Origin of the sequence: Candidatus Koribacter versatilis Ellin345, from assembly GCF_000014005.1 — a bacterium.
GTDB lineage: Bacteria > Acidobacteriota > Terriglobia > Terriglobales > Acidobacteriaceae > Korobacter > Korobacter versatilis_A.
On sequence record NC_008009.1, the window covers coordinates 3,875,790 to 3,900,473 of the forward strand.

22 protein-coding genes are annotated in these 24,684 nt (G+C 58.9%); 6 read left to right on the plus strand and 16 right to left on the minus strand.

Annotated elements, in window-relative coordinates:
- Positions 1-98: 98 nt before the first annotated feature.
- Both ACID345_RS16900 and ACID345_RS16905 read right to left on the minus strand, forming a co-directional pair.
- On the minus strand, positions 99-1,748 hold the full coding sequence (locus tag ACID345_RS16900) for a PKD domain-containing protein (protein ID WP_011524072.1): 1,650 nt from the start codon (positions 1,746-1,748) through the stop codon (positions 99-101).
- Between the two features lie 154 nt (positions 1,749-1,902).
- Positions 1,903-2,682, minus strand: coding sequence for a hypothetical protein (locus ACID345_RS16905; protein WP_011524073.1), 780 nt, complete (start codon positions 2,680-2,682; stop codon positions 1,903-1,905).
- Between the two features lie 235 nt (positions 2,683-2,917).
- On the opposite strand from ACID345_RS16905, the gene ACID345_RS16910 reads away from it, so the two are divergent.
- The 3 genes from ACID345_RS16910 to ACID345_RS16920 all read left to right on the plus strand — a co-directional run bounded on the left by ACID345_RS16910 (position 2,918) and on the right by ACID345_RS16920 (position 6,879).
- Complete coding sequence (locus tag ACID345_RS16910) at positions 2,918-4,321, plus strand: sigma-54-dependent transcriptional regulator (protein ID WP_011524074.1); 1,404 nt, start codon at positions 2,918-2,920, stop codon at positions 4,319-4,321.
- Between the two features lie 68 nt (positions 4,322-4,389).
- The gene (locus ACID345_RS16915) at positions 4,390-6,285 is read left to right on the plus strand and encodes an ATP-binding protein (protein WP_011524075.1); all 1,896 of its coding nucleotides are present in this window, start codon (positions 4,390-4,392) and stop codon (positions 6,283-6,285) included.
- A gap of 36 nt (positions 6,286-6,321) precedes the next feature.
- Positions 6,322-6,879: a hypothetical protein gene (locus ACID345_RS16920; protein WP_011524076.1), complete on the plus strand. Its 558-nt coding sequence runs from the start codon at positions 6,322-6,324 to the stop codon at positions 6,877-6,879.
- Between the two features lie 4 nt (positions 6,880-6,883).
- Here the strand turns inward: ACID345_RS16920 and ACID345_RS16925 are convergent, their stop codons facing one another.
- Complete coding sequence (locus tag ACID345_RS16925) at positions 6,884-7,525, minus strand: O-methyltransferase (protein ID WP_011524077.1); 642 nt, start codon at positions 7,523-7,525, stop codon at positions 6,884-6,886.
- An 82-nt stretch (positions 7,526-7,607) separates the two neighbouring features.
- Between ACID345_RS16925 and ACID345_RS16930 the strand changes: the two genes are divergently transcribed.
- From ACID345_RS16930 to ACID345_RS16940, 3 genes are all read left to right on the plus strand, one after another.
- Entirely contained in the window at positions 7,608-8,873 is a 1,266-nt protein-coding gene (locus ACID345_RS16930) for an MFS transporter (protein WP_083763782.1), read from the plus strand.
- A 66-nt stretch (positions 8,874-8,939) separates the two neighbouring features.
- A complete protein-coding gene (locus ACID345_RS16935; protein ID WP_011524079.1) occupies positions 8,940-9,710 on the plus strand; it encodes an enoyl-ACP reductase FabI in 771 nt (256 codons plus the stop codon).
- A 6-nt stretch (positions 9,711-9,716) separates the two neighbouring features.
- The gene (locus tag ACID345_RS16940; RefSeq protein ID WP_011524080.1) at positions 9,717-10,220 is read left to right on the plus strand and encodes a hypothetical protein; all 504 of its coding nucleotides are present in this window, start codon (positions 9,717-9,719) and stop codon (positions 10,218-10,220) included.
- A 1-nt stretch (position 10,221) separates the two neighbouring features.
- On the opposite strand, the gene tsaE is transcribed toward ACID345_RS16940, so the two are convergent.
- The 13 genes from tsaE to ACID345_RS17005 form a co-directional block, all read right to left on the minus strand.
- Complete coding sequence (tsaE, locus tag ACID345_RS16945) at positions 10,222-10,656, minus strand: tRNA (adenosine(37)-N6)-threonylcarbamoyltransferase complex ATPase subunit type 1 TsaE (RefSeq protein ID WP_011524081.1); 435 nt, start codon at positions 10,654-10,656, stop codon at positions 10,222-10,224.
- 9 nt (positions 10,657-10,665) lie between these two features.
- Positions 10,666-12,234, minus strand: coding sequence for a bifunctional ADP-dependent NAD(P)H-hydrate dehydratase/NAD(P)H-hydrate epimerase (locus ACID345_RS16950; protein ID WP_011524082.1), 1,569 nt, complete (start codon positions 12,232-12,234; stop codon positions 10,666-10,668).
- Positions 12,231-13,229 carry a potassium channel family protein gene (locus ACID345_RS16955; protein ID WP_011524083.1) on the minus strand — a complete coding sequence of 333 codons (999 nt, stop codon included), beginning with the start codon at positions 13,227-13,229 and terminating at the stop codon, positions 12,231-12,233. The genes ACID345_RS16950 and ACID345_RS16955 overlap by 4 nt, the downstream gene beginning before the upstream one ends.
- Before the next feature lie 105 nt (positions 13,230-13,334).
- Positions 13,335-14,846, minus strand: a complete 1,512-nt coding sequence (locus ACID345_RS16960) for an amino acid permease (protein WP_011524084.1) — start codon at positions 14,844-14,846, stop codon at positions 13,335-13,337.
- Positions 14,847-14,875: 29 nt separating this feature from the next.
- Positions 14,876-16,444: an APC family permease gene (locus ACID345_RS16965; RefSeq protein WP_011524085.1), complete on the minus strand. Its 1,569-nt coding sequence runs from the start codon at positions 16,442-16,444 to the stop codon at positions 14,876-14,878.
- 113 nt (positions 16,445-16,557) lie between these two features.
- Positions 16,558-17,193 carry a thiamine phosphate synthase gene (thiE, locus tag ACID345_RS16970; RefSeq protein WP_011524086.1) on the minus strand — a complete coding sequence of 212 codons (636 nt, stop codon included), beginning with the start codon at positions 17,191-17,193 and terminating at the stop codon, positions 16,558-16,560.
- Entirely contained in the window at positions 17,194-18,549 is a 1,356-nt protein-coding gene (gene accC, locus ACID345_RS16975; RefSeq protein WP_011524087.1) for an acetyl-CoA carboxylase biotin carboxylase subunit, read from the minus strand. It lies immediately after the preceding gene.
- Between the two features lie 27 nt (positions 18,550-18,576).
- Entirely contained in the window at positions 18,577-19,071 is a 495-nt protein-coding gene (gene accB / locus ACID345_RS16980) for an acetyl-CoA carboxylase biotin carboxyl carrier protein (protein ID WP_011524088.1), read from the minus strand.
- Positions 19,072-19,138: 67 nt separating this feature from the next.
- Positions 19,139-20,242, minus strand: coding sequence for a M24 family metallopeptidase (locus tag ACID345_RS16985; protein ID WP_011524089.1), 1,104 nt, complete (start codon positions 20,240-20,242; stop codon positions 19,139-19,141).
- Positions 20,243-20,351: 109 nt separating this feature from the next.
- Positions 20,352-21,206 (minus strand): hypothetical protein, encoded by an 855-nt coding sequence (locus tag ACID345_RS16990; protein WP_011524090.1) that lies wholly within the window; start codon positions 21,204-21,206, stop codon positions 20,352-20,354.
- A 225-nt stretch (positions 21,207-21,431) separates the two neighbouring features.
- Positions 21,432-22,208, minus strand: coding sequence for a LytR/AlgR family response regulator transcription factor (locus ACID345_RS16995; RefSeq protein WP_011524091.1), 777 nt, complete (start codon positions 22,206-22,208; stop codon positions 21,432-21,434).
- Positions 22,135-23,289, minus strand: coding sequence for a sensor histidine kinase (locus ACID345_RS25715; protein ID WP_049761951.1), 1,155 nt, complete (start codon positions 23,287-23,289; stop codon positions 22,135-22,137). Before ACID345_RS25715 ends, ACID345_RS16995 begins: the two co-directional genes overlap by 74 nt.
- 158 nt (positions 23,290-23,447) lie before the next feature.
- Positions 23,448-24,605, minus strand: coding sequence for an NAD(P)/FAD-dependent oxidoreductase (locus ACID345_RS17005; RefSeq protein WP_011524093.1), 1,158 nt, complete (start codon positions 24,603-24,605; stop codon positions 23,448-23,450).
- Between the last annotated feature and the right edge of the window lie 79 nt (positions 24,606-24,684).

The following is a 24,684-nucleotide window of genomic DNA, read 5'->3' on the forward strand; positions in this document are numbered from 1 at the left end:
GAAGGCGAGTGTCGCGCGCTTTTGGTGTGCACCGATTGAAAACAAAGAAAAAACCGGTGGGTGCATAGCACCCACCGGCCAGTCTTACCGAGAGAAGACTACTTCGCAGCCTTCTTCGGGGCCTTCTTGGCAGCCTTAGCGCCGGCAGCGGTACGAGCCTGCGCCTTGAACTTGCTTTCGTCGACCGGGGTCGTGCCTTCGCCGGTGAAGCTGGCGCCGGACGGTACGATCCAGATCTCGGCCTTGTTCTGGTCGCCCGTGCCGGTGCGAACTTCAATGCGGCTCGGGTCGATCTGTTTGCTCTGGTTCTCGCAAGATACCTCTTCACCGTCGAGGCAGGCCTTGGTGTTAACGGCGCGCTGTGCGGCGAGGTTTGCGTTGGCCTTCTTCTTGGTTTCTTCCGCGGTGGCGTAACCAACCACGACGGCCTTGGACGACGGCTCACGCTGCAGGCGCAGCGCAACGTCATCGAGGATCGCCTTGGCGGTGTTGTCCACACGAGCTGGCTTCTTCTCGTTCGGGAAGGTGATTTCGTTCAGCTTGCTCGCGGTCGGAGCGGCCGGCGGAGCTTCCACGCTGCACGAAGACGAAGTCGAGGCGGTAAGGCCGCGATCGTCGCTCACGGTGCTGTTAACGGTGATCGGACCCGCTGCTGCACCCGTCGTATCGAGGGTCGCATTGGCGCCGTCAGGCGTCAGGCGGCCACCGGTCGCGTTGTGGGTGTAGGTCAACGGACGTCCATCCGGGCTGTTGCCGTTGCAAGCGATGTTGCAAGCGTCACCCGCGCGAACGGTCGACGGATTCGCCGTGCAAGAAATTGTCGGCGGATGCTTCGGCGGTTCGTTGACGGTGAAGGTCGCGTTGCACTCTGCGACGTTCGGGTTCTTCTTCGCGCCATCGCTGAGCGTCGCTTTCACGGTGTAGGTACCCGGGGCAAGACCGTTGGTGTCAACCGTGGTGGTTGCGTCGGTGCCGCTGACTTTGCCACCGGTGCTCGTCCACGCGTAGCTGACGGTCTTCTTGGGGTTGAAGTTAGATCCCGTAGCGGTGACCTTCACAGGCTCGCCCGCCATGATCGACGAAGGCTGCGCGCTGCAAGCGGCCGAAACCGGAACGGTCGGGTTGAAGCCCCACTGGTAAAGGAGGCCGCCCTGGAGGCGTACGGAGTTCCAACGGCTCGGAGTACCCGTGGCCGCGCCCTGTTCCCAATTGGTGTAGATGTAATCGGCTTGCAGGAGGCGAATGCCGAATTTCTCAGTCAGCAGAAGGTCGAAACCGCCGCCTGCGCCAACTGCGCCCTGGTACTGCGTTCCGCGAATGGTATTGGGAGCGCTGATGACAGCCAAGCCAGCCAGTATCTGGCCGAAGGGCTGGAAGTGCTCAGCACGCCACTTCAACTGCGGTCCCACGAGGAACGTGTTGACGTGGTTGGCATCGCCAAAGTGACCGCTGTAATCGACGGTGAAGCCGAATACGTTGCCGTAGTTACGCGTATAGGCTGCGGCGAAACCTGGTGTGATCGAGGGAGCCTTGAAGGCCACGCCAGCGACATCTCCCGTGTAATAGCCACGCGGGTCGTACCAGGAATAGCCAGCGAATAATTCGTTGTGGGGGGCTGAGGTGGTGGTGCTGGCAGACGGTGCTGCTGTTTGCTGTTGCGCCAGCGCCGAAAGCGACACAACGAGCATCATGAGCAGCACCCCTGCGATTAACTTACGGCTGGGAGCCACTTCTTTATCCATTGACATTCCAATTCCTCCGGAACTCTTGCAGTAAATCAGCAGATAGCTTGCAAAATCGTAATCAAGCAGGCCGGTAAGACTTGAGCAAAAGTCGCTCTAACCGTGCAGCGGAATTGTACCGCAACACGGTCTGAGCGAAAAGTAGCTTATTTTCCAGAGGTTACTGGGGAAGCATCTTGAGAAGCAATTGCGTACCTTCATCCAGCTTTACCGATTTGGCATCGGAGGAAATTTTTGATGCGCTGGACTGGGAATCAAGGGTGATCCCTTTCATCCCCACCGCTCCGGTAGAGTTCTCGGAAAGACGCCCGGGAGCAGCATTCTGGCTGGAAATACCCTGCGGAGTAGCCGCGGAAGCGCTTGGATTTCCAGCAGTTCCGCCGGTGCTGCCGCCGGGACCGTTGCCCACGGCGGAGCTGTTGCCGCCGCTCATACCGTTTTTCGCCGGGGGCGCATTCGGACCGCCGCTTTCGGGAAATGCCGATGCCGCGGCGTTCTGCCCGGGGCCAATCGCCTGCGCTACGGCGCGGAAAGGAAGCTCTTTCCCGTCCTTCAATACGATTTTTTCAAAAGCGAAGGTCAGGCTTGATTCGGGATCGCCCTTCGATTTTGCTTTTGCGTCGGTGATGTGTCCGACGATCTTGCTCCCCTCAGGGACTTGCAATCCGTTGGCGCCGGACATCCCTACGGTTGTTTTCGCGTCGATTTCATCACCGGCTTTTGCTTTTTTCGAGTCGATTGATTTTGCGAGTTGCGCGGGGACAGCCGGGCCGGTCGAACGTTGGCTCGCCGCAGTATCGGCCTGCGGTTTTGTCATCCCGCTACTTGACTGCGGCGTGGCTGGTTGCGGGCTTTCGCTCTGTGCCGCCGGAGTCGTTTGCGCTAGAGACAATGTCGCGGCAGCAAACAATGTTGCCGCGAGGACAAGCGATTTGTTCACAGTTCCTCCTTGGTGATTTGGCCAAGCCGAAATGTGAGCTCATCCCCGAGTCAACTTCTTCGAACCGTGGCCGTATTCCCCCAGTTGTGATGCGGCTTTTCTCGGCGGTGCAGCACGAGAAGTGCTAGTGTTATCAAAGCCGCGCCTTCGCCGGTCAACCCGCAGCAGCAGCTCTGCATCAAAGCCTGAGCGACTGCAGGTGACGACTTCGAACCTGGAGCGAACGACCATAACGATGTCACGGGAAAAAGTTTTAATCGTAGAAGACGAGGAGCACGCACGTACCGGGCTCGCCGAGCTGGTGGAATCGTGGGGTTACGCCACGGAAACCGCGGAAGACGGCCTCGATGCTCTCGACAAAGTCACCACCTTCGCTCCAGCAATCGTCATCACTGACCTAAAGATGCCCCGCATGGACGGCCTTGGCCTCCTCCAGGAACTCGGAAATCATCCGGAGTCGCTCGCCGTCGTGGTGCTCACCGGGCAAGGCGATGTGGGTGTGGCCGTGACGGCGATGAAAAGCGGCGCCTACGATTTCATCGAAAAACCCGTAGATGCGGCACGTTTGCGCAACATCCTGGTGAATGCGTCGAAGCAGCAGGACGCCGAGCGCGAACTGGAAGTCACGCGCCGCAAGTTGCGCGACACTGGACTGCTCGGGTCATTGGTTGGAACGTCGAAAAAGATGCAGGAGATCTTTCGTCTGATCGAAATGGTCGCGCCGTCCACTGCATCTGTGCTCATCACCGGCGAGAGTGGAACCGGCAAAGAGATGGTCGCGCGGACGATCCATGAATTAAGCCCGCGCAAAGTCAAGCCGTTTGTCGCGATCAATTGCGCGGCAATTCCGGAGAGCCTGATCGAAAGCGAAATCTTCGGCCACGAAAAAGGCGCGTTTACCGGCGCGCTCGAGCGTCGCACCGGCTGCTTCGAACTCGCAGAAGGTGGAACGCTGCTACTCGACGAGATCGGCGAAATGCCGGTCGCGACGCAGGCGAAACTGCTCCGTGTTCTTGAGGACCGCAAGCTACGAAGGCTCGGCAGTAAAACAGAAACCTCGATTGACGTTCGCGTCCTCGCAGCGACGAACAAGGTCCCGGAAGAAGCAGTTGCGTCAGGACAATTGCGCAACGATCTCTACTATCGGCTGAATGTCTTCAACATCCACATGCCGCCGTTGCGCGATCACAAAGACGACCTTCCCGCGCTGGTGCAATTCCTGTTGCAAGACATGAATGCGAAGCACGGCCGCAGCGTTTCCGGCGTCGCCGACGAAGTGAACAAGGCGTTCCAAGGCTATGCCTGGCCGGGCAACGTCCGCGAATTACGCAACGCGCTGGAGCGTGCGGTAATTCTTTGCGAGAGCCGCGTGGTTGAACCCAAGCACCTGCCGCCCGGATTCGGCAACGTGATTCCACGCGCGCCCGTGCAAGAAGCGAATGGCATCCGGCTTGGCGTCGGGACGACGGTGGAAGAGGCAGAGAAACTGTTGATCCTCAAGACGCTGGAGTCCACGAACAATAACAAGACGCGGGCCGCGGAAATCCTCGGGATCAGCCTGAAGACGCTGCACAATAAGCTGAAAGAGTACGGCCAGAACAGTGCCGCGACGGCCGCGGCCGAGGCGGCGAACTCCTGATAATCGGCTGATATGATGGGAGCAGTCGCGCCCTTCGTCAGAACCGTTCCCGTCAGCCCAGGGCCTGAATGCGTCGCATACGCCTGAAGACAAAACTCGTCATTGCCATCAGCGCGATGGTCTTCGCCTTGGTCGCGACTCTGTCGTACCTCTACGTATCGCAACTCGTCCTTCAGCGTATTCGGTCTGCGTATAACAACGGCGACTTTGTGGCCCGCGAGATTCGCGACGCCGCACGCGATGCCGTCGCGGTTGACCTGCGCAACACCGATATCAATCCCTCAGATTCCGCCAAGATCCGCGCCGTCATTGCCGACAGCCTGCAAACGGATCCCGGCGTAAACACGCTGTTGCAGTCGATCGTCGGCTACTCTCCGACAACCTACGACGCAGGCATCTATGACCGGGATGACCGCGTGCTCGTTCACACCGACTCATCACTGCTCGACAAGGTCGTTCATTCGCGGGAGGACTTTGCCCAAGTCCGCGATGGCAGCTTCTTCCGCCAGATGAACGTCGTCTATGGCAAGCCGGAGGTCTATGACATTCACCTGCCGATCCAACGGGACGGCAAGCCCTTTGGCGACATTCGTATTGGCGTTTCGACTGTCTTCCTGAAGAGCGAACTGCGACCGCAGTTGAACCGCGCACTCACACTCTCGATTGTTTGCGTGCTGGTGTCCTTCCTGCTCGCGGCGGTGCTTTCGAACCTCGCGCTGCGACCACTCGAAGCGATTGGGCGACGGCTCGACCAGATGACCGTGGACACTGGCGAAGCACAGCCGACCCTCGATTTGCGGAACGATGAGTACGGCGCCATCACGAAGATCGATCGCCTCGGCCGCGAAATTCGCGACGTGAAAGAAGTCTTCAGCGCGTTGAAAGAAAATCTCGACCAGATCATGGGCACGTTACAGGACGGCCTCATGCTCTTTACCCGCGATTGGCGCGTGGTGTTGGTCAGCGCATCGGCAGAGCGGTTTGTCGGAGTGCCGCGCGGAGAGATGCTCGGCAAACACGTGGAAGAGGTCTTCACCGATCACACCAAGATGGGCCGCATCGTTCTCGACGCCTATGCTCTGCATCAATCAGTGCCGCAGCGTGAGATTGAAATCGAAAAGGGCCGCCGAGTACAGTTTGCGCTGGATTTCATCGAGGAGCGAGGGCAGCGCATCGGCGCGCTCATCACCATTCGCGATGCGGAATCGGTTCGCCGGATCGAGAACGAAATTGAACTCTCACGCCGTCTTGCTGCTATCGGACGGCTGACTTCCGGTGTGGCGCACGAAGTCAAGAACCCGATTAACGCCATCGTGGTGCATCTCGAAATCCTGAAGAACAAGCTGCAGGAAGTCGCGCCCGATGCGCGACGCCACATGGACATCATCGAGAACGAGATTCGCCGGCTCGATCGTGTGGTCCAGACACTGGTGGACTTCACGCGTCCCGTCGAACTGAAACTCTTCGATGCGGATCTGCGGAAGATCGCCGAGGAAGTGGCGCTGCTCGCCGGACCCGAAGCCGCGAACAAGAACGTGCACATCGAATTCAACGCGGTCGAGAAAACGCTTCCCGTGTACGTGGATACGGACCTGGTGAAGCAGGCAATCCTGAACATCGTGATCAACGGGGTACAGGCAATGAGCGACGGCGGGACACTGAAAATAACCGCCCGAAGCAACGACAGTGCGGCGCTACTGGAGATCTCGGATCAGGGGCCCGGCATTCCGAAGGAAATCCAGGACAAGATTTTCAACCTCTACTTCACCACGAAGAAGACGGGAACCGGCATCGGATTAGCTATGACATATCGCGTGATGCAATTACACAATGGCGCGCTTGAATTCGAAACTGAGCCGGGAAAGGGGACGACCTTCCGGCTCCAGGTGCCGCTGCGTCAATCGCAGATCGACCAAATTGACAATGCGAACACCAGTGCACGTATTTCAGCCAACTTGGGTTGACAGCGCGCGATTGGTAGAGGAAGTTAGTAAGACGGAATGATGAAAGTGGGCAAACCAGCTCTGGCCGCAGTCGTCGCACTCGTGTTGTTCGCCACCGGTTGCGAAGGCCCGTTCAAGAAGAAGAAGCCGGCCCCCCAGCCGTCCATTCCGCCGACGATCCAAAAGCCGAAGGTCGACATCCCGCAACCGCAGCCCACGCCGCCGCCGCAACCCAAGGCGGATGCGACCATCCAACCGACACCGCAGCCGAAACCGACGCCGAAGCGGAGACCTACGAAGAAGGTCGTTCCACCACCCTCGCCAACGGAAACAACGCCAGAACCCAAGCCGACGCCGGACGCAAGCATCAACGCTCCGATGACGAATCAACAAGCGGATCGCCAGCGGCAGCAGACATCGAGCCTGATAGGGGCCGCGGAAAACAATCTCTCCAACATCCACCGCTCCCTGAATGTGGATGAGCAAAACATGGTTGCGCAGATCCGCAACTACATTTCGCAGTCGCGCAAAGCGATGACGGACGGCGACCTCGAACGCGCCTACAACCTCGCGAACAAGGCCAATCTGCTTTCCAGTGAGTTGATGAAAGACTAGACCGCTACTTCCGGCCTTCCCTCTTTTGTGCGACCACCAGCCCACGGGGCGTGGGCAACAGTACAACCGAAATCAATCCTTCGCGCTCGAGTTTCAGCGCCGCGTCGCGCACCTGCTTCAAGTGCGAACTGGCATCGTGCATCAGGATCAGCCCGAACGGATTGACCTGCGGAAGATAGCGCCGGACTTCCTGTTCACGGATCGGCATATCGCTGTCGCTGAACAACAGGTCGATGCGCCCCTCGACGTTCATCTCGAGGCTCGATTCATTGCGGAGGTCGATCCAATCCTTCACCGCGCTGTGCTCGACTTTTTCTTTCGCCTTTGCAAAGACCGCAGGGTCGAACTCGCAGCTGATGATCTTGCCGAATCCGTTCTCTTTGAGTCCTTGTGCCAACCACAGGGTGCTAACGCCCATGAAGCTGCCGGTCTCGACGATTAACTCGGGCTTCGTGGTAGTAACGATGTTCTTGAGAAACTCGAGCACCTCGAACTCGGCGGTCATGGAGTCGTACATACTCCAGCGCTCGGGATGCGGGCACTCGGGGGTGGCGCGGTGATATTCGGGCTGCAGCTTCTCGCCGCGCTCCATCACTTCGCGCATGATGCGATGTTCTTGTTTCTCTTTTTTGCGGAATAAACGCATTTTTCTCCGGAAACAGCAGTATACAAGCCCGCCCGCGGTGGTGAAGAACCAGCTACTCACTTAAACTGGAAGCACACGCTTCATGAGGGACATTCTTAAACATCGCGGCCTGAGGTTCGTATTTTTGGCGAACCTGGTTTCCATGATGGGCAGCGGCATGAACGGCGCCGCGCTCAACTGGTCCATCCTCCAGACAACTCACTCCGAGATGTCTCTGAGTCTGCTCGTCGTGTTGCAGACCATCCCCGCCATGCTGCTGATGCCGTTCTCCGGCGTCATTATTGACCGCGAGGACCGCCGCCACCTTGTGATGTGGCTCGACGCCGCGCGCGGCCTCCTGGTGCTCGCCGTTGCCCTACTGGTGCTGTTCCATCGCTCCCACATGTGGGAGCTGTACTTCATGAACATCATCATCTCGATCGGCTTCTGGCTGTTCTGGCCGACGATCAATGCGCTCATCCAGGAGCTTTCGCACGAAGACCAACTCGCTAGCTCCAATTCCCTGCTGATGGCTGGCGTCCAGGGCGGATGGCTGATGGCAGGAGCGTTCGTCGGCTTTGTCTACAACCACATTGGGCTCGGCGGCGTGCTGTTGATTGACTTCGCGACCTACGTTGTCTCGTTCCTTTGCTATTTCGGCGTGCGTCAGGGACGACATGTCGTAATGCCTGCGCAAGACAACTTCAATATGCCCGAGCACGTGGCGGGAGACGCACTGAAGCGCTATTTCCACGAGATGCGCGAGAGCTTTACGTTCATTCGCCAGCGTCGCGCCGTGGTGCTAATGGGCTCGGCGTGGTCGCTTTTCCTTGCCGCCATGCTGACGCAGGCGGTGACCACATCGCCGATCAGCGACCGCATCCTCCACAAGGGCGCGGTGGGCTATGGATGGCTGAACTTTGGCTGGGCAATGGGCGCGTTTGTCAGCGTCGCCTATGCGGCGCGCACGACCTCGCGAATGGGTGCTCGCCACGCAGTGACGCTCTGCATGACCGTGCTGGCCGTCTGCTCGTTCCTCATGGGGACGTCGAAGATCCTGCCGCTGTCGATTTTCCTGTTCTTCCTGATGGGCTCGGGGCGCGGATGGGGCGGCATCGCGATTACGACCGACATGATGCAGCGCGTGCCGAAACAGCTCATGGGGCGGGTGCAGAACACCTTCTACTTCCTCGGCACCGGCTTGCAGATCTTCACCGCACTGCTTGTCGGGTACGTTGCTCATCACATCGGCTTGGCGCGTGGCCTCGCCATTATTGGAGCGCTCTACGCGGTAGGTGCCGTCGCGGCCATCTGGCCAACCGGCGAACGGGTCACCGAACTCACCGAAATTCCAGAAATCAGCTCGTAATCCTGTGGTCTGGTATTCTCTACAATTGCGTCCCGAGCGACGCTTTTCACCGTGGGGGCATTGGATTTGGGAAACTCACTGGAAGGTCAGACGGCCGTAGTTTTCGGCGTAGCCAATAAGCGCAGCATCGCGTGGGCCATAGCCCAGAAGCTGCAATCCGAGGGCGCGCGACTCGCCATTACGTATCAAAACGATCGCCTGCGCCAGGAAGCCGAAGACATGATCCACGCCCTCCCCAACGCCGAGGGCTTCCAGTGCGACGTCTCCAGCGACGCCGAAATCGAACAGCTCTTCGCCACGCTTAAAGACAAATACGGGAAGATCGACCACGTCGTCCACAGCGTTGCCTACGCGCCCGCCGAAGATCTCAAGGGCCGCTTCAAAGACACCAGCCGCGAAGGCTTCCGCATCGCCCACGACGTGAGCTGCTACTCGCTGATCGCTATCTCCCGTGCCGCGCAGCCGCTTATGACCGAAGGCGGCAGCATCGTGACACTGACCTACTACGGTTCGACTCGCGTGGTGCCGTACTACAACATCATGGGCGTGGCAAAGGCCGCGCTCGAGTGCACGGTGCGCTATCTCGCCTACGATCTTGGGGGGAACAATATCCGCGTGAACGCCATCTCCGCCGGGCCGATCAAAACGCTCGCGGCGCGAGGCATAGGCAGCTTTGGAGAAATTCTGAAAGAAGTGAACGAGAAGGCGCCATTAAAGCGCAATATCGATCAGAACGAGGTCGCCGACACCGCTGCTTTCCTCTGCACCCGCGGGGCGCGCGGGATTACCGGCGAAACGATCTACGTGGACGCAGGGATTAATATTATGGCGTTCTAGGCTGCGATGAAACGCGTCTGGCTATGGGCAGGGTTGGTTGCGATTGCTCTTGGCGGATGCGCAGGCCTGTTCATCTACCGCGACATTCGCACGGACTCCGGCGAATATCAGACTCCAGGGAAACTCGAACGACGAATCAGCGCGAACATCGACGCCTGCGATGCGAAGGCCGAATGCCTCATTCAACTGAAGGACGTGACTTCGTTCGAATGGGACGAAGCCCATGTCTTCGACGACCATGCCTCACGCTCTGACATTGAAAAGGTCCTCCACGCTCCGTTTCCGCAATACAAGGAAATGTCGCCGGCTGCCGTCTTCATGAAGGATGGCAAGGTCGTCTATTCAGAGGCTGAGGCGTGGCACCTGGAGAAGGCGGCGGTGAACAGCGTCACATGGGACCCGAAGGACGTCGAACACTTTCGGAAGTATGCACGCGACGCGGAATTCATTGCAACGCGCAGGTCTTTTGAGAAGGGTTACCTGTACGAATTGAACTCGACGCGGCCCTGAGCTACTTCTTCGTGAACTTGATCTTCCGCTCCTGATCGTTCACCCGCGTAATCACGATCGTCCCATCGGCCGCGGAGACGATCTGCGCGAACTTCTCGCCCCACTCCACCAGCAACAGGCTGTTTTCCTCTGTAAGCAATTCTTCGACGCCCAGTGTATCCAGTTCACGACGCTTCTCTACGCGATAGAGATCGATGTGATAAACGTTGATCTCTTCACCGTGATACTCGTGGATGAGCGTATAGGTGGGGCTGGTAACGTCGTGCGACTCCGCAGCTTTCAGGCCCGCCGCAATTCCCTTCACCAGCGTGGTCTTGCCCGTGCCGAGGTCGCCTTGCAGCAGGACGAGGTGGAGCCCTTTGAGATCTGACGCGAGGGTCCGCCCCAGGGCGATGGTCTCTTCAGCCGAATGCGTCAGGTACTCGCGAGTGCTCATGGCTCGTCTCTAATTTAGGGGAACCCAGGGCTTCTGCAAACTCTTTTTCGCGCGCTCGAATGCCCCAGACAGGGCATGGATCAAGTCGGTGGCAATCAGGGAAATCTCACCAACCCTATCGCGGCCAAGGTCGCCGGCCATCCCGTGGAGATGTACCGCCGCAATCGCGCACAGCAGCGGATCCTGCGGATGTTGCGCCAGCAGGCCGGTGAGGATACCGGTAAGCACGTCGCCAGTGCCTCCGGTTGCCATGCCGGGATTGCCGGTGCAGTTGATCCACGTTTCTCCCGAAGGCGCGGCGATGACGGTCTTATCTCCCTTGAGCACAACGATCGTATAACGAGATGCAGCGAAGTTCTTTGCGATTCCTACGCGGTCGGCTTGGACCTCTTTCGTACTTATCCCACACAACCGCGACATCTCACCGGGGTGCGGGGTGATGATCGTGGCTGCCTTCGCATCTTTCAGAACCTCGGTTTGATCGACGAGCGCATTCAGCCCGTCGGCATCAATCACCATGGGCTTTTCGCTGGCTCGCACGAGCTCTCGTACGACCTGGATGGTCTCAGCGTTCTGCGTCAGCCCGGGTCCAATCGCAAGTACTGTCATCTTCTTCGCGAGTTCCTGAATGGCCCAAATCGCGGCTTCGCAGATCGTGCCGTCCGCGGTCTCGGCGAGCGACTCAGTCATCAACTCCGGCGCGTAGGACGCCACGCTGGTGAGCACCGACTTCGGCGTTGCCACGGTCGCGAGCCCGGCACCAGCGCGCAGACACGCCATACCCGCCATCGCCGCTGCGCCGGATTTTCCAAACGATCCCGCCACGATCAGCGCGTGGCCGTACATTCCCTTGTTGCTGTTGAGCGGCCGAGCGGCCAGCACGGCCGCATAGTCAGCCGGCGTGATTACGTTCAGACCCAGATTGCTGACAATGGCTTCGTCGGGAGAACCAATCGGTGCAACCACAGTCTTTCCGCGAACCAGATCGCCGAACACGTGAACCGGTTTGGGCGCGGTGAAAGTTACCGCTGCATCGGCGCGCGCAATCGCCTCGCCCGACTGCGGCTGCATACCGTCGGAGTCCGCTCCAGATGGCACATCCACAGCGACGATCGGCAATTTGCTCGCGTTCATCGCGGCGATTGCCTTCGCGTACAACGGCGAGACTGGTGGCTTGAATCCCGTGCCGAGCACCGCATCGAGAATCACGTCGGCTTCTGCAAACGCGCGCTGCAAATTGGATGAGATCGTCTCTTCCGATTTCACGATCGTCGCAGCGAACCCAAGCTGCCGATACATCTCCGCTGCATCGCCACGCAAGCCCTCTGGATCAGCAAGCAGCAGCACCTCGACCCCGCGGTCCATCTTATGCAGATGCCGCGCCGCTACGAAGCCATCACCGCCGTTATTTCCCTTCCCGCACACCACGGCAATGGACCTGGCCTCGGGGTAATTCTCCACAACCATCTCTGCTGCCGCGCGCCCGGCGTTCTCCATCAGCGTCAGCGACGGCACGCCGTAGCGCTCGGTCGTAATGCGATCGATGTCGCGCATTTCCTGTGCGGTGACGATCTTCATTTCGCAGCGGCCGCCTGCTCCAGGATCCTGAGCTTTTCGGGATCGCCCATCGCGATCAACGAATCGCCCGCCTGGATCACGTCGTCGGAGGTGGGATTGAAGCGCATGCCATCTTTGCGATGAATCGCGAGCACAATCACGCCGGTCTCCTGACGGATGCCCGAAGTCGCGATGGTTTTGCCTGCCAATCGCGAGCCGCTGGTCACGGGGATCTCGTCCATCTCGAGGTCCATGCCCAGGTGCCCGTGCGCGGCGTCGAAGAAGTTCATCACACCCGGTCGCATGAGTGTTTGGGCAATCCGCGATCCAGCAAACAAATACGGTGAGATCACGTTGTCCGCGCCGGCGGTGCGCAGGTGCTTCTCCGCAGAGTCCTCACTGGCGCGGGCAATGATCTTGAGGTTGGGATTCATCGCCCGTGCGGTCAGCACAATGTAGATATTTGTCGCGTCAGCAGTCGTTGCCGCGACTAACCCTTTGGCACGGGCGATGCCGGCCTCTTCCAGGGTCCGCTCCTGCGTTGCATCGCCTTCAAGGCTCAGCCAGCCCTCAGAAGCGTAGCGGTCGATCTTTTCGCGCTTGTTCTCCACGATGACGAACGGAGCGGGCTTGCGGCCAAATTCGCGCGCTACGCTGCGTCCCACTCGGCCTGCGCCGCAGATGATGTAATGGCCCGTCAGTCGCGAAATTTCGCGTTCCATACGCTTCCTTCCGAACACCGACTGAAGCTCGAATTCTAGCAAAGCCTGCGTCAGCGACCCGATGGCGAGAAACACCGTCCCCACGCCTACCAGCATGAGCACGCTATTGAAAACGCGTCCGGCGTGGGAGAGCGGATGCGTCTCCATGTAGCCGATGGTGGTGAGGGTAGTGATGGTCATGTAGAAGCCATCAAACCAGGGCCAGCCCTCGATGAAATGAAAGCCCACCATGCCGACGAGCACGATCAACACAAGCGCGGCAGCGATCAGCTTCAGATTGCGAAGTGCAGTCATCGGTCACCGCGATTGTAGTGCGCTCTGCATCCTCGACGCAGTGTCAAATTGCGGGTAAATAAGGAACCCTCCCCGAAGGGAGGGTCCTGGGGCACTACGGGGAACTTATTTCTTCTGCATCGCCTGGACCTTGCTGTGCTTGCGACCGTAAGTGAAATAGATGATGAATCCGATAAGCAACCACACCACCAGACGGATCCAGGTCACGAGCGGCAGAAACACCATCATCAGGAGCGAAGTCAGTATTCCGAGAATCGGTACCAGTGGAACCAGCGGGGTTTTGAAAGGACGAGGTAAGTCTGGGCGTCGCTTGCGCAGAATCATGATGCCCGCACACACGATCACAAATGCGAGCAGGGTTCCGATGCTAACGAGCGTACCGAGATCCCCGATTGGAATCGTGGCCCCGAAGAACGCGACGCAGATACCGACCACGATCGTCGACTTCCATGGAGTGCGCAGCTTCGGGTGGATTTCGCCCGCCCATTTCCAGAGCAAGCCATCATGCGCCATGGAATAGAACACGCGCGATTGGCCGAGCAACATCACCAACATCACCGTGCTCAGCCCAGCGAGAGCTCCGGCATTCACAATGTAGCTACCCCATTTTCTGCCGGTCTCGCGGATCGCCAGCGAAACGGGCGCGCCGATGTTCAGGCGGTCGTAGTGCACCACGCCAGTCAGTAATCCGGATACGAGAATGTAGAGAACGGTGCAGATAATCAGTGAGCCGAGAATGCCGATCGGCATATCGCGCTGCGGGTTCTTCGCTTCTTGCGCCGCCGTTGAAACGGCGTCGAACCCGATGTAGGCGAAGAAGACCACGCCAGCGGCACGAATAACGCCTGCCCAGCCGAAAGCGAGGAAGGGATGCCAGTTGGCCTGGGCAACCGTTGGATTCTTGATGACGAACGCGCCGGCTACTCCGATAAACACGAGCACAGCGAACAACTTCACAAACACGACGCCGGTATTGAAATTCGCTGATTCTTTAATGCCAATCACAAGCAGAGTCGTAACCGCGAGAATTGCAAGGAACGCGATGAGATTGAAAATGCAAACCACGTTCGGCAGCGTGTGGTAGTCGATATGAGCGGTATCAAGTACCGACTGCACCGTCGCCAACGGGGACCACCGTCCCTGGTATTGCACCCAAATCGAGCCGTGCACATCGCAAATACGCGGCGGCAAACTCACTCCATAGTCCTGCAGGAACGCAACCAGCGTGCTACTCCATCCGGAGGCCACGGTGGCAGCACCGAACGCGTATTCCAGCACCAAATCCCAGCCGATGATCCACGCGAAAATCTCGCCCAGCGTCGCGTAACCGTAGGTGTACGCCGATCCGGCGATTGGAATGAGGGACGCAAATTCCGCATAACACAAGCCGGCAAATACGCAGGCGATGCCGGCAAGAATGTACGAAAAGACGATGGCGGGACCGGCAAACTGCGCGGCCGCTGCACCCGTGAGCACAAAAATGCCGGCGCCGATAATTGCGCCGACGCCCAGCATCATAAGATTCACCGGGCCGAGGGCACGCTTCAAGCTGTGCTCACCCGTTTCAGACGCTTCCGACATCAGCACATCAAGTGGTTTTGTTGCGAGTAGATCCATTCGCAGAGTATCTCCTATGAGGACCTGAACTACGCGGTCGCCCGGTTCACGCGCGACCAGATGAAATACACGGGAATTCCCAACAGCACGATGATCAGCCCCGGCCACGTGTACTGGGGCTTGTAAAGCAACAAGACTATATCAATGAAGAGCGCCATCAAAATATAGATAGCCGGCAATATCGGATAACCAATCGCCCGATAGGGGCGCGGCACATCCGGCTTTTTCAAGCGCAGCACGAACAGCGCAACGATCGTCAGGATGTAGAAGATCAGCACCGCGAAGACGATGTAATCGAGCAACTGCCCGTAACTGCCCGACACGCACAGGATGCAGCACCAGATGCATTGCACGAACAGCGACGCCGCTGGCGTCTTGTGTTCCGGATGCAGCTTGCCGGCGCTCTTGAAGAAGAGCCCATCCTTGGCCATCGCGTAATAAACGCGCGCGCCGGAGAGAATCAGCCCATTGTTGCAGCCGAAGGTCGAGATCAGGATCAGTACTGCCATGATCGCCGCGCCCGCCGCGCCGAAGATCTGCTGCATGACAGCAGTGGCGACGCGGTCTTCCGTCGCATGCTGGATACCGCGAGCGAGAACCGTGGTTCCGTTCGGATCGCCGACCATCGGCAGCACCAGCAGGTAAACAAAGTTTGCGAGGCAGTAGAGCAGGATCACTGCGCCGGTGCCGATGGCGAGCGACAGCGGCAGATTGCGCTGAGGATTCTTCACTTCGCCGGCGGTAAAGGTCACGTTGTTCCATGCATCGGCGGAGAACAGCGAGCCCACCTGCGCCACCGCGAGGACTGTCACGGTGATGACCAGCGCCATGGGGCCGCCGACGCCCACTTGGACTGGGTGTACCGAGGTCCATCCTGCGCCTTCGAAGAAATGCCCGTGGAAATTCGCGGCCATCGCTTCGGCGGTTCGGCCAATCGTGATGCCGAGCACTACGAGGCCCAGCAGCGCCGCGGTCTTCGCGAACGTGAATACGTTCTGCACCAGCGCGCCGAGCTTCACGCCATACACGTTCAGAACCGACAAAAAGATGATGGTAAGAATTCCCATCAGGTTCTGCGTGTTAAGACCGACATCCATGTTGCCTAAAACCATGGGGCCGATGTGGATGGGCGGCACATGCGCGATGTGCCAGATCCAGTGCGAAGAAGAGATCGAAGGAAAGAAGATACCGAGAAACTTGCCAAACGCCACACCCACGGCGGCAATCGTGCCCGTCTGGATGACCATGAACAGCGTCCATCCATAGAGGAAGCCTGTGAGCGGGCCCAGTGCTTCGCGCAGATAAACGTATTGACCGCCGGCCTTGGGCATCATTGCCGCGAGTTCGCCGTAGGCCAGAGCTGCGGTGATGGTCATAAAGCCCGTCACCAGCCAGGCGCCGATGAGCAGCGCTGGCGACTGCACAAGCCGCGTGATGTCGGCCGCGACAATGTAAACGCCCGAACCGATCATCGAGCCCATGACCAGCGTGGTTGCACTGGTCAGGCCAAGCCCCTGGATGAAGCCTTCGTCTTTCGCTGCGGTACTGCGAACCTGTGCTTGCGTGCTCAAATCGGGTGCCTCGCTGCGGTCAGGCATATCTCTCCGGCTGCGGTGGAACCCATCGTGCAAACCCGAGCTCTGGGAGACGTTTCGCAAGAATGTACATCATCAGGACGAAACTGTGAATGGAATGTAACAGATGGAGGCAATTAGGAATGAAGGATTTGGAGGAACTCGCTCGCTCTTTGTCGGGGATCAACTAGCAGGTCGGCAATCACCGCTACCGAATCCGCACCAGCGTCGATCACCGATCGGCAGTTCTCGCGTGTGATGCCCCCAATCGCGACCAGCGGCTTGCTGGTTAGCTTGCGCACCGCTCTCAACCTGTCCAGGCCAACCACAGGATCAGGATTTATCTTGCTCTTGGTCGCGAAGATCGGACCGATCGCAAGATAGTCCACCGTCGCCTTATCGGCAATCTGAAGCTGCTCGGGGTTGTGCGTGGATGTCCCGACGAACATCTCTGGCCCTACCACCAACCGCGCACCTTCGGGCGAAAGATCATCCTGGCCTACGTGAACGCCGTGAAATCCTGCGGCAATCGCCAGATCGGCGCGATCATTGAGCAACAGCGTGACCTCCGGCGGCAGCGCCCGCTTCAACTCGCGCGCGTGCGACAGGATCTCCCGTGCGCTCCCCTGCTTGTTGCGATATTGCAGCAGGGTCACGCCGCCGGCGACGAGTTCCTTGGCGAAATGCGTTAACGTCGCGAGAGACGGCTCGGGCCCAAAGCAGTCGGCATCCACAATTGCGTAGAGCCTCGGCAGTTTGAGCCCGGAAGCCATTTACTTTTTGTGGGTCTGCGTCATGAAGCGCTCCATGAACTTCGTATCGAAGTTGCCGGCGCGGAAATCTGGGTCAGCCATGATCTTGCGGTGCAGCGGGATCGAGGTGTGAATGCCCTCGACGATGAACATCTCCAGCGCGCGCGCCATGCGTGAGATCGCTTCGTCGCGGTCTTTTCCGCGCACCACCAGCTTTGCGATGAGCGAATCGTAATACGGCGGAATGACGCCCTCGGCGTACTGGTGCGTATCGACGCGCACGCCCGTGCCGCCCGGCGTATGGAACGCCGTAATCTTTCCGGCAGATGGCGTGAACTTCTCCGGATGCTCCGCGTTGATGCGGCACTCGATGGCGTGCCCGCGGAAGACGATCGGCCCCATCAGAACGTCCTGGAGCTTCGCGCCCGCGGCGATCATGATCTGCCCTTTCACCAGGTCCACGTCCGTTGTCATCTCGGTGACCGGGTGTTCGACCTGGATGCGGGTGTTCATCTCGATGAAGTACAGCTTTCGGTCTTCATCCATCAGGAACTCGATGGTTCCCGCGTTGATGTAACCGATCTTCGACAGCGTCTTCTCGAGGATGCCGCCGATTTCCGCGCGCAACTCCGGTGTGACCTGCGTGCTTGGCGCTTCCTCCAACAGCTTTTGGTGACGCCGCTGGATGGAACACTCGCGCTCGCCGAGCGAAACCACATTGCCGTACGAATCGGCGAGTATCTGGAACTCGATGTGGCGCGGGCGCTCGACAAACTTTTCCATGTAGAGATCGCCATTGCCGAACGCCGACGCTGCTTCTGAACTTGCGGCAGCAAAATGGACAGGAAGTTCTTCTTCGCTGCGGATAACGCGCATGCCGCGTCCACCGCCTCCCGCTTTTGCCTTCACAATCACCGGGAAGCCGATCTTCTTCGCCCACTCCATCGCCTCGGCTTCGGTCGCCACCACACCATCGGAGCCGGGCAGGATCGGCACCCCATGCTCCTTCATCGCAGCGCGAGCTTTTTCCTTTTCGCCCATCAGGCGAATGGTCTCTGGCTTCGGGCCGATGAACTCGATGCCGCAGGCCTGGCACACTTCCGCGAAGTTCGCGTTTTCGCTGAGCAGGCCGTAGCCGGGATGGATCGCATCCACGTTCGCGATTTCAGCGGCGCTGATCACGGCAGGGATATTCAGGTAGCTGTCCGCCAGGCGCGGCGGACCGATGCAGATGGCTTCGTCGGCAAAGCGCACGTGCAAGGAATTCCGGTCGGCCTCGCTGTAGATGGCGACCGTCTTGATGCCGAGTTCCTTGCAGGCGCAAATCACCCGCAGCGCGATTTCGCCGCGGTTAGCAATTAATATCTTTCGAAACATTGGAACCGTATCTTTTCCGCTCACGGGCTACTTACGGATGGCGAACAGCGGCATCCCGTATTCCACCGGCGCGCCATTCGACACCAGCATCTTCACAATCTCGCCGCTGGCATCGGCTTCAATTTCGTTCATCAGCTTCATTGCTTCCACGATGCAAAGCACCTGGCCTTCTTTCACGCGATCACCAACCTTGATGAACGGCGGCGATCCCGGCGAAGGCGATTCGTAATACGTGCCCACGATCGGCGACTTCACATAGTGAAGGTCGGCATCGTCCGCCGGAGGCGCTGCCGGTGCTGCCACCGGAGCCGGTGCCTTCGAGGCCGATGAAGCGCTGGGCGCTGGGGCCGCGACCGGGGCCGAAGTAATGATCGGCGCAGCTTGCATTACCGGGGCCGCGACAACATGAGTTTCCGCGCCGCGTTTTACGCGCAGCTTCACATCCCCGCGTTCCAACTCAAACTCGGTGATGTCCTTTTCAATTAGAAATTCGATGAGTTCTTTGATTTCTTTCTGGTTCATTCTCTCGTCCGCAGTGTTCGCAAGTACGTTCTTGCCGTGCGTACGGCGCGGATGCGCCGTTTTACTTCTATAACTCGAGCAGTTCCTTGGTGGCGGGCGTCAGGACCTGGTGCCCTCGCTCGGTCACCACAACCATGTCTTCAATCCGCACACCGCCCTCACCGGGCAGATAAACGCCGGGCTCGATCGTAATCACCATGCCCGGCTCGAGAACTTCTTTTTGATCCCGCGCAATGCGCGGCTGTTCGTGGATCTCTAACCCCACCCCGTGGCCCGTCGAGTGAATGAAGTAGCGGTCTAACTTCGCTCGCTTCAATACCGACCGCGCAGCAAAATCCACATCGCCAGCGGTCGCTCCGGGCTTAACGGCTGCCGTTGCCGCTAGTTGAGCGTCCAGGACTGCCTGGAAAATTTCGCGGGAACGGCGCGGAACTGACCCGACGTGTACGGTGCGGGTCATGTCCGAACAGTAACCGTGGAGTATAACACCCAGGTCTAGGATCACGAATCCGCGCTTTGGAATCAACGCGTTAGACGCCCGTCCGTGGGGCAAAGCGCTGCGTACGCCGGCCGCCACAATGGTCTCGAATGACATGGCCTCGGCGCCCCAGCGCCGGGCGGCGTACTCAATCTCCGCCGTGACTTCGGACTCCTTCACGCCCGGGCGAATCGTCTCGATCGCCGGAGTCAGCAGGTCGGCGCCCATGATCACGGCTTCCTTGATCAGCGCCAGCTCGTGCTCGTCTTTGACCATCCGAATGCGGTCCACGACCGACGCAGTCGGCGTCAGCTTTACCGATTTCGGGAGCGCCTTCTTGATGGCCTGCTCTCTGGTCACGGTGGTGCGATCGGCTTCGAAACCTAGCCGCGTGATCTTGCTCGCGGCGATTAGCTTTGCTGCCTCGGCGATCAGGCTCCCTTTCGGCACCACGACCCTCGTGCCCGTCACCTCCTGCTCCGCCTGCTCGGTGTAGCGCCCGTCGGTGAAGAACGTGCGCTTGCCGCGGATCGACAGCAGCAGTCCATTGCTGCCGGTGAATCCGCAAAGATAGCGGATGTTCGGCAGATGCGTGATCAGGATGGAGTCGAGTTTGAGTCCGCAGAGTGCGTGGTCGAGTTTCTGCACGCGCGGCGCATAGTCGGGTTCAGAAGAGCGAGGGCGCTTTCGCATCACCTCTCATTATTCTGTACCGATAACCGAATCAGCAAATCGGCGGCAAAGAAAAAGCCCTGCGGTTTTGCCGCAGGGTGGAGAACACAACGAAGCCTGGGAGAGAAAACTAGTTCGGGTTTCCGTTACGGGCCTTCAAACTTGGTGCGCCATTCGCGTTGTTGTCCACCGGTGTGGTGGTCTGCGCCTGGGTCGAGGCCAACTCGGAGCGGCGATACTTCGGCGCGCTCACATAGCCGTGGATGTGGTCCTTGCTGATGCTGTTGATCACGATCTCGACTGGCGCCTCGCTGTCGGCGGCGTAGAAGATCGTCGGCTGCAGCAGGTTCACGTGCTTCTGCGTCAGCGAGCGGTCATCCACAAGCAACTCGAGGTCGGCGTACTGGTGCTTCACGTTGGCCTTGCGCAGGCGCACGCCCAGCGGTCCCTGGTGATGGAAGCTCTTGTCCTTGGTCAGATCAAATTCGAAGTAGTTGCGCTCGCCCTTCTTCTGCAGCACCACGAGCTCATCGTGAGTGTGTGCGATCGAGCCACTTAGCTCTGTCTTCGCGCTATCGAGATTCTGGTTGGTCGAGTTGAGCGCTGCCTGCTGTGCGTCCAACTGATCCTGCATCTTCTTAAAGCGCGGATCGTCGCGGCGCATGGTCTTCCCTGCCGACGTCTTGACGCCGGTCTTCCGTGCAGCGCGCGCTTGCTCTTGCTCTTCGGCGATCTGCTGCTGCTTAGCGGCTTCGGCCTGGCGCTCGGTCTCAATGTCATTGAGCTTCGCCGTCAGTTGCGACACTTGCGCATTGGTCGTCTGCAGCGACTGGTTCACCTGGGCGCTGTTCTGTTCGGCCTGCTTGGCCGCGCTGTGTTCGTGAGCGGCATAACCGCCAAATCCGATCAGTCCGACGCCGAGCGCAGCGGCGATGGCTTTCATGTGCCAGGTCTGGGTGGTTGCGGGCGCTGTGTAGTCTTCCATGGTGCCTCCGAAGGGGTGAGCACCTCAAACAAGTGCAACTCCCATGCCAATAAGCCGGAGTTCACAACCTACAGATGAGTAAGGCGTTGTTCTGGAAGGGGCGGAATGTCCGAGACACGGGCGCTATGCAAGACTTACCTAGCGACGGAAGAGAGTACCTGCTGTTGCGGCCAAAACGTGAAGGCGCTCGCAAGTGCGAACGCCTTGATGGATGCGGGGTCTTGGTTACCTAAGTTGGTGTACTAGCTCGTCAATCTTCGAGCGATAGGTGCGTCCCAGTGGCAGTTCGCGTCCGTTGCGCAGGATGACCACGAACTCGCCGCCGCCACATGGCTGGATCTCCTGCACCATGCTCAAATTCACGATCACCGAGCGATGAATGCGCATGAACTTCCCATTCGGCAGCGCTTCTTCCAGCGAGCTGATCTTCTCGCGGACAGTGAACACCCTTTGCTGCGAGTACAGCTTGATGTAGTTCGCCGCCGCTTCGATCCACTCGACTTCAGATGCGCGCAGGAAGACAACCTTGCCGCCACTGCGCACCACCAGACGATCGCTATCGGTATTCACGTGCCGCAACAGCGACAGCAGCTTGTTGTTCTCTTCCGGCGCATTCCCGTTCACCGGCGCGGCGGCTTGCTGGAATTGTGCCTTGGCCCGTAAAACCGCATCCATAAAACGCTCCTGCTTAAAAGGCTTGAGGAGATAGTCGACCGCGTGGGCGTCGAAGGCCTTCACCGCGTACTGGTCGAAAGCTGTAACAAAAATGATTTGTGGGAGGTGAGTGGTCGCAACCGCCTCGAGCACACCGAAGCCGTCGAGCTTTGGCATCTGCACGTCGAGAAAGACGAGGTCAGGCTTGAGTTCGCAGATCTTGTCCGCTGCGTCTTTGCCATTCCCGCACTCGCCGAGAATGTCGAACGACGGGTCAGGCTGAAGTAGAGACAGTATTCGTCGTCTTGCCAGAGGTTCGTCGTCCACGATCAAGGTTCGGATCTTCATCGACCATGCTCCCTGCATTCGGCAAAATGAACTGGAACGGCAACCTCACCGTTACAGTCGTTCCTTGGCCTGGGGCGCTGACCAATTCAACTTTCTGGTCTTCGCCGTATAACTGCTTCAATCTCGACCGGCTATTGCTTACACCGATCCCTTCCATTTCGCCCGGCGTAAAGCCGACACCGTCGTCAAACACTGTAAGCATCAGGTGTCCGCCAAGCTGGCGCGCGGAAACCGTTACGTGGCCCGGCGAGCAGCTCGGGGCAATCCCGTGGAGAATCGCGTTCTCCACGAAAGGCTGCAGCAAGAGCGTCGGCACCGCGGCGTTGTACAAGGTTTCCGCGACGTCGATGGTATAGCTCAGCTGGTCCTCAAACCGCCTCTTCTGGATACGTAAATAGGTCTCCAAAAGGTCCAATTCTTGCCGCAAAGATATTTCCTGCTCATTGGTGTCCCGCAGATAAGCGCGCAGCATATAGCTGAGGTCGGCGATCATGTCGTCGGCGCCCTGCACGTCCTCGTGCATCAGGCTGGCGATAGAGTTCAGGGTATTGAACAGGAAGTGCGGATGTAATTGGTTTCGCAGGGCTTCCAGCTCGGCGCGGGTGAGCTGGGCTTCCAGCTGGGCAGCGCGCTTATCGCGTTCGGTGAAGCGGGCGTAGTACTCGTAGGCCGCCGAGAGCGCGATTAGCGGCACGTACATCCAGAGGCTGTCGTAGAAGGTATGCAGAAAGCGGAACCAGACGGTGGAACCCTGGAACTGCTTGGGCAACATGATCGGGACTTTGAGCAACTCGTCCAGACCGACCGCTGCCCAGGAAAATGCCATGTAACAGGCGAAGTGGACGACGACAGTTTGCGGCCAGTTCTTCGAGGTGAATGGGAAGCGGTGTGCAACGTACAGCACAGGCGGCGTGAGCGCCGCGTAAACCCAATACTCCAGGACGATTTCGGCGGCGGTCTTCCAGAACTCGGCAGTCATGCCGAGCTTGGAGCGGACGAGGTATACATTCACGATTGCGACGAGTGCAAACGCCGTCCATGCGCCGAAAATGAGCCCTAATCTAAGGAGTATGCGCTTCACGGAATTTGCCACATCATATGCCCAAATCCACCGGCAGGCGACTGCAAACCACCACCGTTGTTCATGTTAAAGACAGTTGAACGAGACGACCGGAACGCGGGACGAACCGCGATTAGCGCGGGATGAACAGCTGCAATCGTGACGATCGAGGGTTGCTGCTAAAGCACTGCAGTTTCGTGGATCATGCGGTCTTCGGCAAAGCGCGATAGCGAGAGCAACTCTGCATCGATCAACTCGGTTCTGCCATTCAGCAGCAGGTCGGAGAGAATCTTGCCGGTCGCGGGTGCATGCATCACGCCGTGACCACTGAACCCGTTGGCAAGGTAGAAGCCGGGAACTCCGGGCGCTTCCCCGAGGATCGGATGATGGTCCGGCGTCATCTCGTACAAACCGGCCCACCCGCGCTTGGGATTGATGGCGAGGTTCTCAAAACACGGGACGCGATCGGCCGCCAGCGTAAGTACCTTCTCGACGAACGTTGGATCGAAGTTGGTATCGAAGCTGCGCGTCTCCTGGGGGTCGGCCCATGCAAGCAGAAACCCGAGGCTCTCCGGCCTGAAGTGGAAGCCGTTGCTCATATCGATGGTCATCGGCGCACGATGCGGATAGTCAGCGAACGGTTCGGTCGGCAGCAGCATGCGGCGCAGGGGCTCGACGGGCAAATCAAGGTTGCAGAGTTTCGCAACCGATGCGGCCCAAGCTCCGGCGGCGTTCACAGCTTTGCGGGTTGCAATTGATCCACGCGTGGTTTCAATTTCGCAAACACCGTTCGCGTCGCGATGGATCGCGATGACCTCCGCGTGTTTCCACACCCGCACTCCACGATCGCAGGCACTCGCGCTGAATCCGCACATCGCGCTGTATGGATCGACGAAGCCGTCGGTCGAACAGAACGCGCCGCCGAGAACATCGTCGGTGCGAAGTAGCGGATACTCTGATGCGATCTCATCGCCAGAAACCATGCGCGCCGTTTTCAATCCCAACGCGATCTGTTTCTCCTGGTTCGCCTTCAGGTAATCCAGGTGCGCGGGCTTCGTCGCCAGAAACAAATATCCTTGGGGACGATAACCCGCAGGATTGCCGAGGCGCTCGTCGAACTCGGCGTAAAACGGAATCGAATAGAGCGACATGCGGATGTTGACGTCGGTGGAAAACTGGGCGCGTACCCCGCCCATACTTTTCCCGGTAGAGCCTTTGCCCTGCTGCGTCTCGCGCTCAAGAACTACCACGTCGGTCACACCGGCTTCGGTTAAGTGCCAGGCGATGCTGGAGCCGACGATGCCTCCGCCAATGATGACGATTTCCGCGGTTTCCATGTCGGTTTCACATGGTAGCCGAGAGGTTGTGCCACGAACGATAGAAATTCGTAAACGAACTTTCAAAGTGGCCGCCCAA

What these genes read in the sequence shown, in the direction of transcription:
- ACID345_RS16910 (WP_011524074.1), top strand. Translation starts at nt 2,918, where the DNA reads ATGTCACGGGAAAAAGTTTTAATCGTAGAAGACGAGGAGCACGCACGT.
- ACID345_RS16985 (WP_011524089.1), bottom strand. Translation starts at nt 20,242, where the DNA reads ATGCGAAAGCGCCCTCGCTCTTCTGAACCCGACTATGCGCCGCGCGTG.
- ACID345_RS16990 (WP_011524090.1), bottom strand. Translation starts at nt 21,206, where the DNA reads ATGGAAGACTACACAGCGCCCGCAACCACCCAGACCTGGCACATGAAA.
- accC (WP_011524087.1), bottom strand. Translation starts at nt 18,549, where the DNA reads ATGTTTCGAAAGATATTAATTGCTAACCGCGGCGAAATCGCGCTGCGG.
- ACID345_RS16940 (WP_011524080.1), top strand. Translation starts at nt 9,717, where the DNA reads ATGAAACGCGTCTGGCTATGGGCAGGGTTGGTTGCGATTGCTCTTGGC.
- ACID345_RS16915 (WP_011524075.1), top strand. Translation starts at nt 4,390, where the DNA reads ATGCGTCGCATACGCCTGAAGACAAAACTCGTCATTGCCATCAGCGCG.
- thiE (WP_011524086.1), bottom strand. Translation starts at nt 17,193, where the DNA reads ATGGCTTCCGGGCTCAAACTGCCGAGGCTCTACGCAATTGTGGATGCC.
- ACID345_RS17005 (WP_011524093.1), bottom strand. Translation starts at nt 24,605, where the DNA reads ATGGAAACCGCGGAAATCGTCATCATTGGCGGAGGCATCGTCGGCTCC.
- ACID345_RS16930 (WP_083763782.1), top strand. Translation starts at nt 7,608, where the DNA reads ATGAGGGACATTCTTAAACATCGCGGCCTGAGGTTCGTATTTTTGGCG.
- ACID345_RS16900 (WP_011524072.1), bottom strand. Translation starts at nt 1,748, where the DNA reads ATGTCAATGGATAAAGAAGTGGCTCCCAGCCGTAAGTTAATCGCAGGG.
- ACID345_RS16950 (WP_011524082.1), bottom strand. Translation starts at nt 12,234, where the DNA reads ATGAAGATCGTCACCGCACAGGAAATGCGCGACATCGATCGCATTACG.
- ACID345_RS16960 (WP_011524084.1), bottom strand. Translation starts at nt 14,846, where the DNA reads ATGGATCTACTCGCAACAAAACCACTTGATGTGCTGATGTCGGAAGCG.
- ACID345_RS16925 (WP_011524077.1), bottom strand. Translation starts at nt 7,525, where the DNA reads ATGCGTTTATTCCGCAAAAAAGAGAAACAAGAACATCGCATCATGCGC.
- ACID345_RS16995 (WP_011524091.1), bottom strand. Translation starts at nt 22,208, where the DNA reads ATGAAGATCCGAACCTTGATCGTGGACGACGAACCTCTGGCAAGACGA.
- tsaE (WP_011524081.1), bottom strand. Translation starts at nt 10,656, where the DNA reads ATGAGCACTCGCGAGTACCTGACGCATTCGGCTGAAGAGACCATCGCC.
- ACID345_RS16920 (WP_011524076.1), top strand. Translation starts at nt 6,322, where the DNA reads ATGATGAAAGTGGGCAAACCAGCTCTGGCCGCAGTCGTCGCACTCGTG.
- ACID345_RS16955 (WP_011524083.1), bottom strand. Translation starts at nt 13,229, where the DNA reads ATGACTGCACTTCGCAATCTGAAGCTGATCGCTGCCGCGCTTGTGTTG.
- accB (WP_011524088.1), bottom strand. Translation starts at nt 19,071, where the DNA reads ATGAACCAGAAAGAAATCAAAGAACTCATCGAATTTCTAATTGAAAAG.
- ACID345_RS16965 (WP_011524085.1), bottom strand. Translation starts at nt 16,444, where the DNA reads ATGCCTGACCGCAGCGAGGCACCCGATTTGAGCACGCAAGCACAGGTT.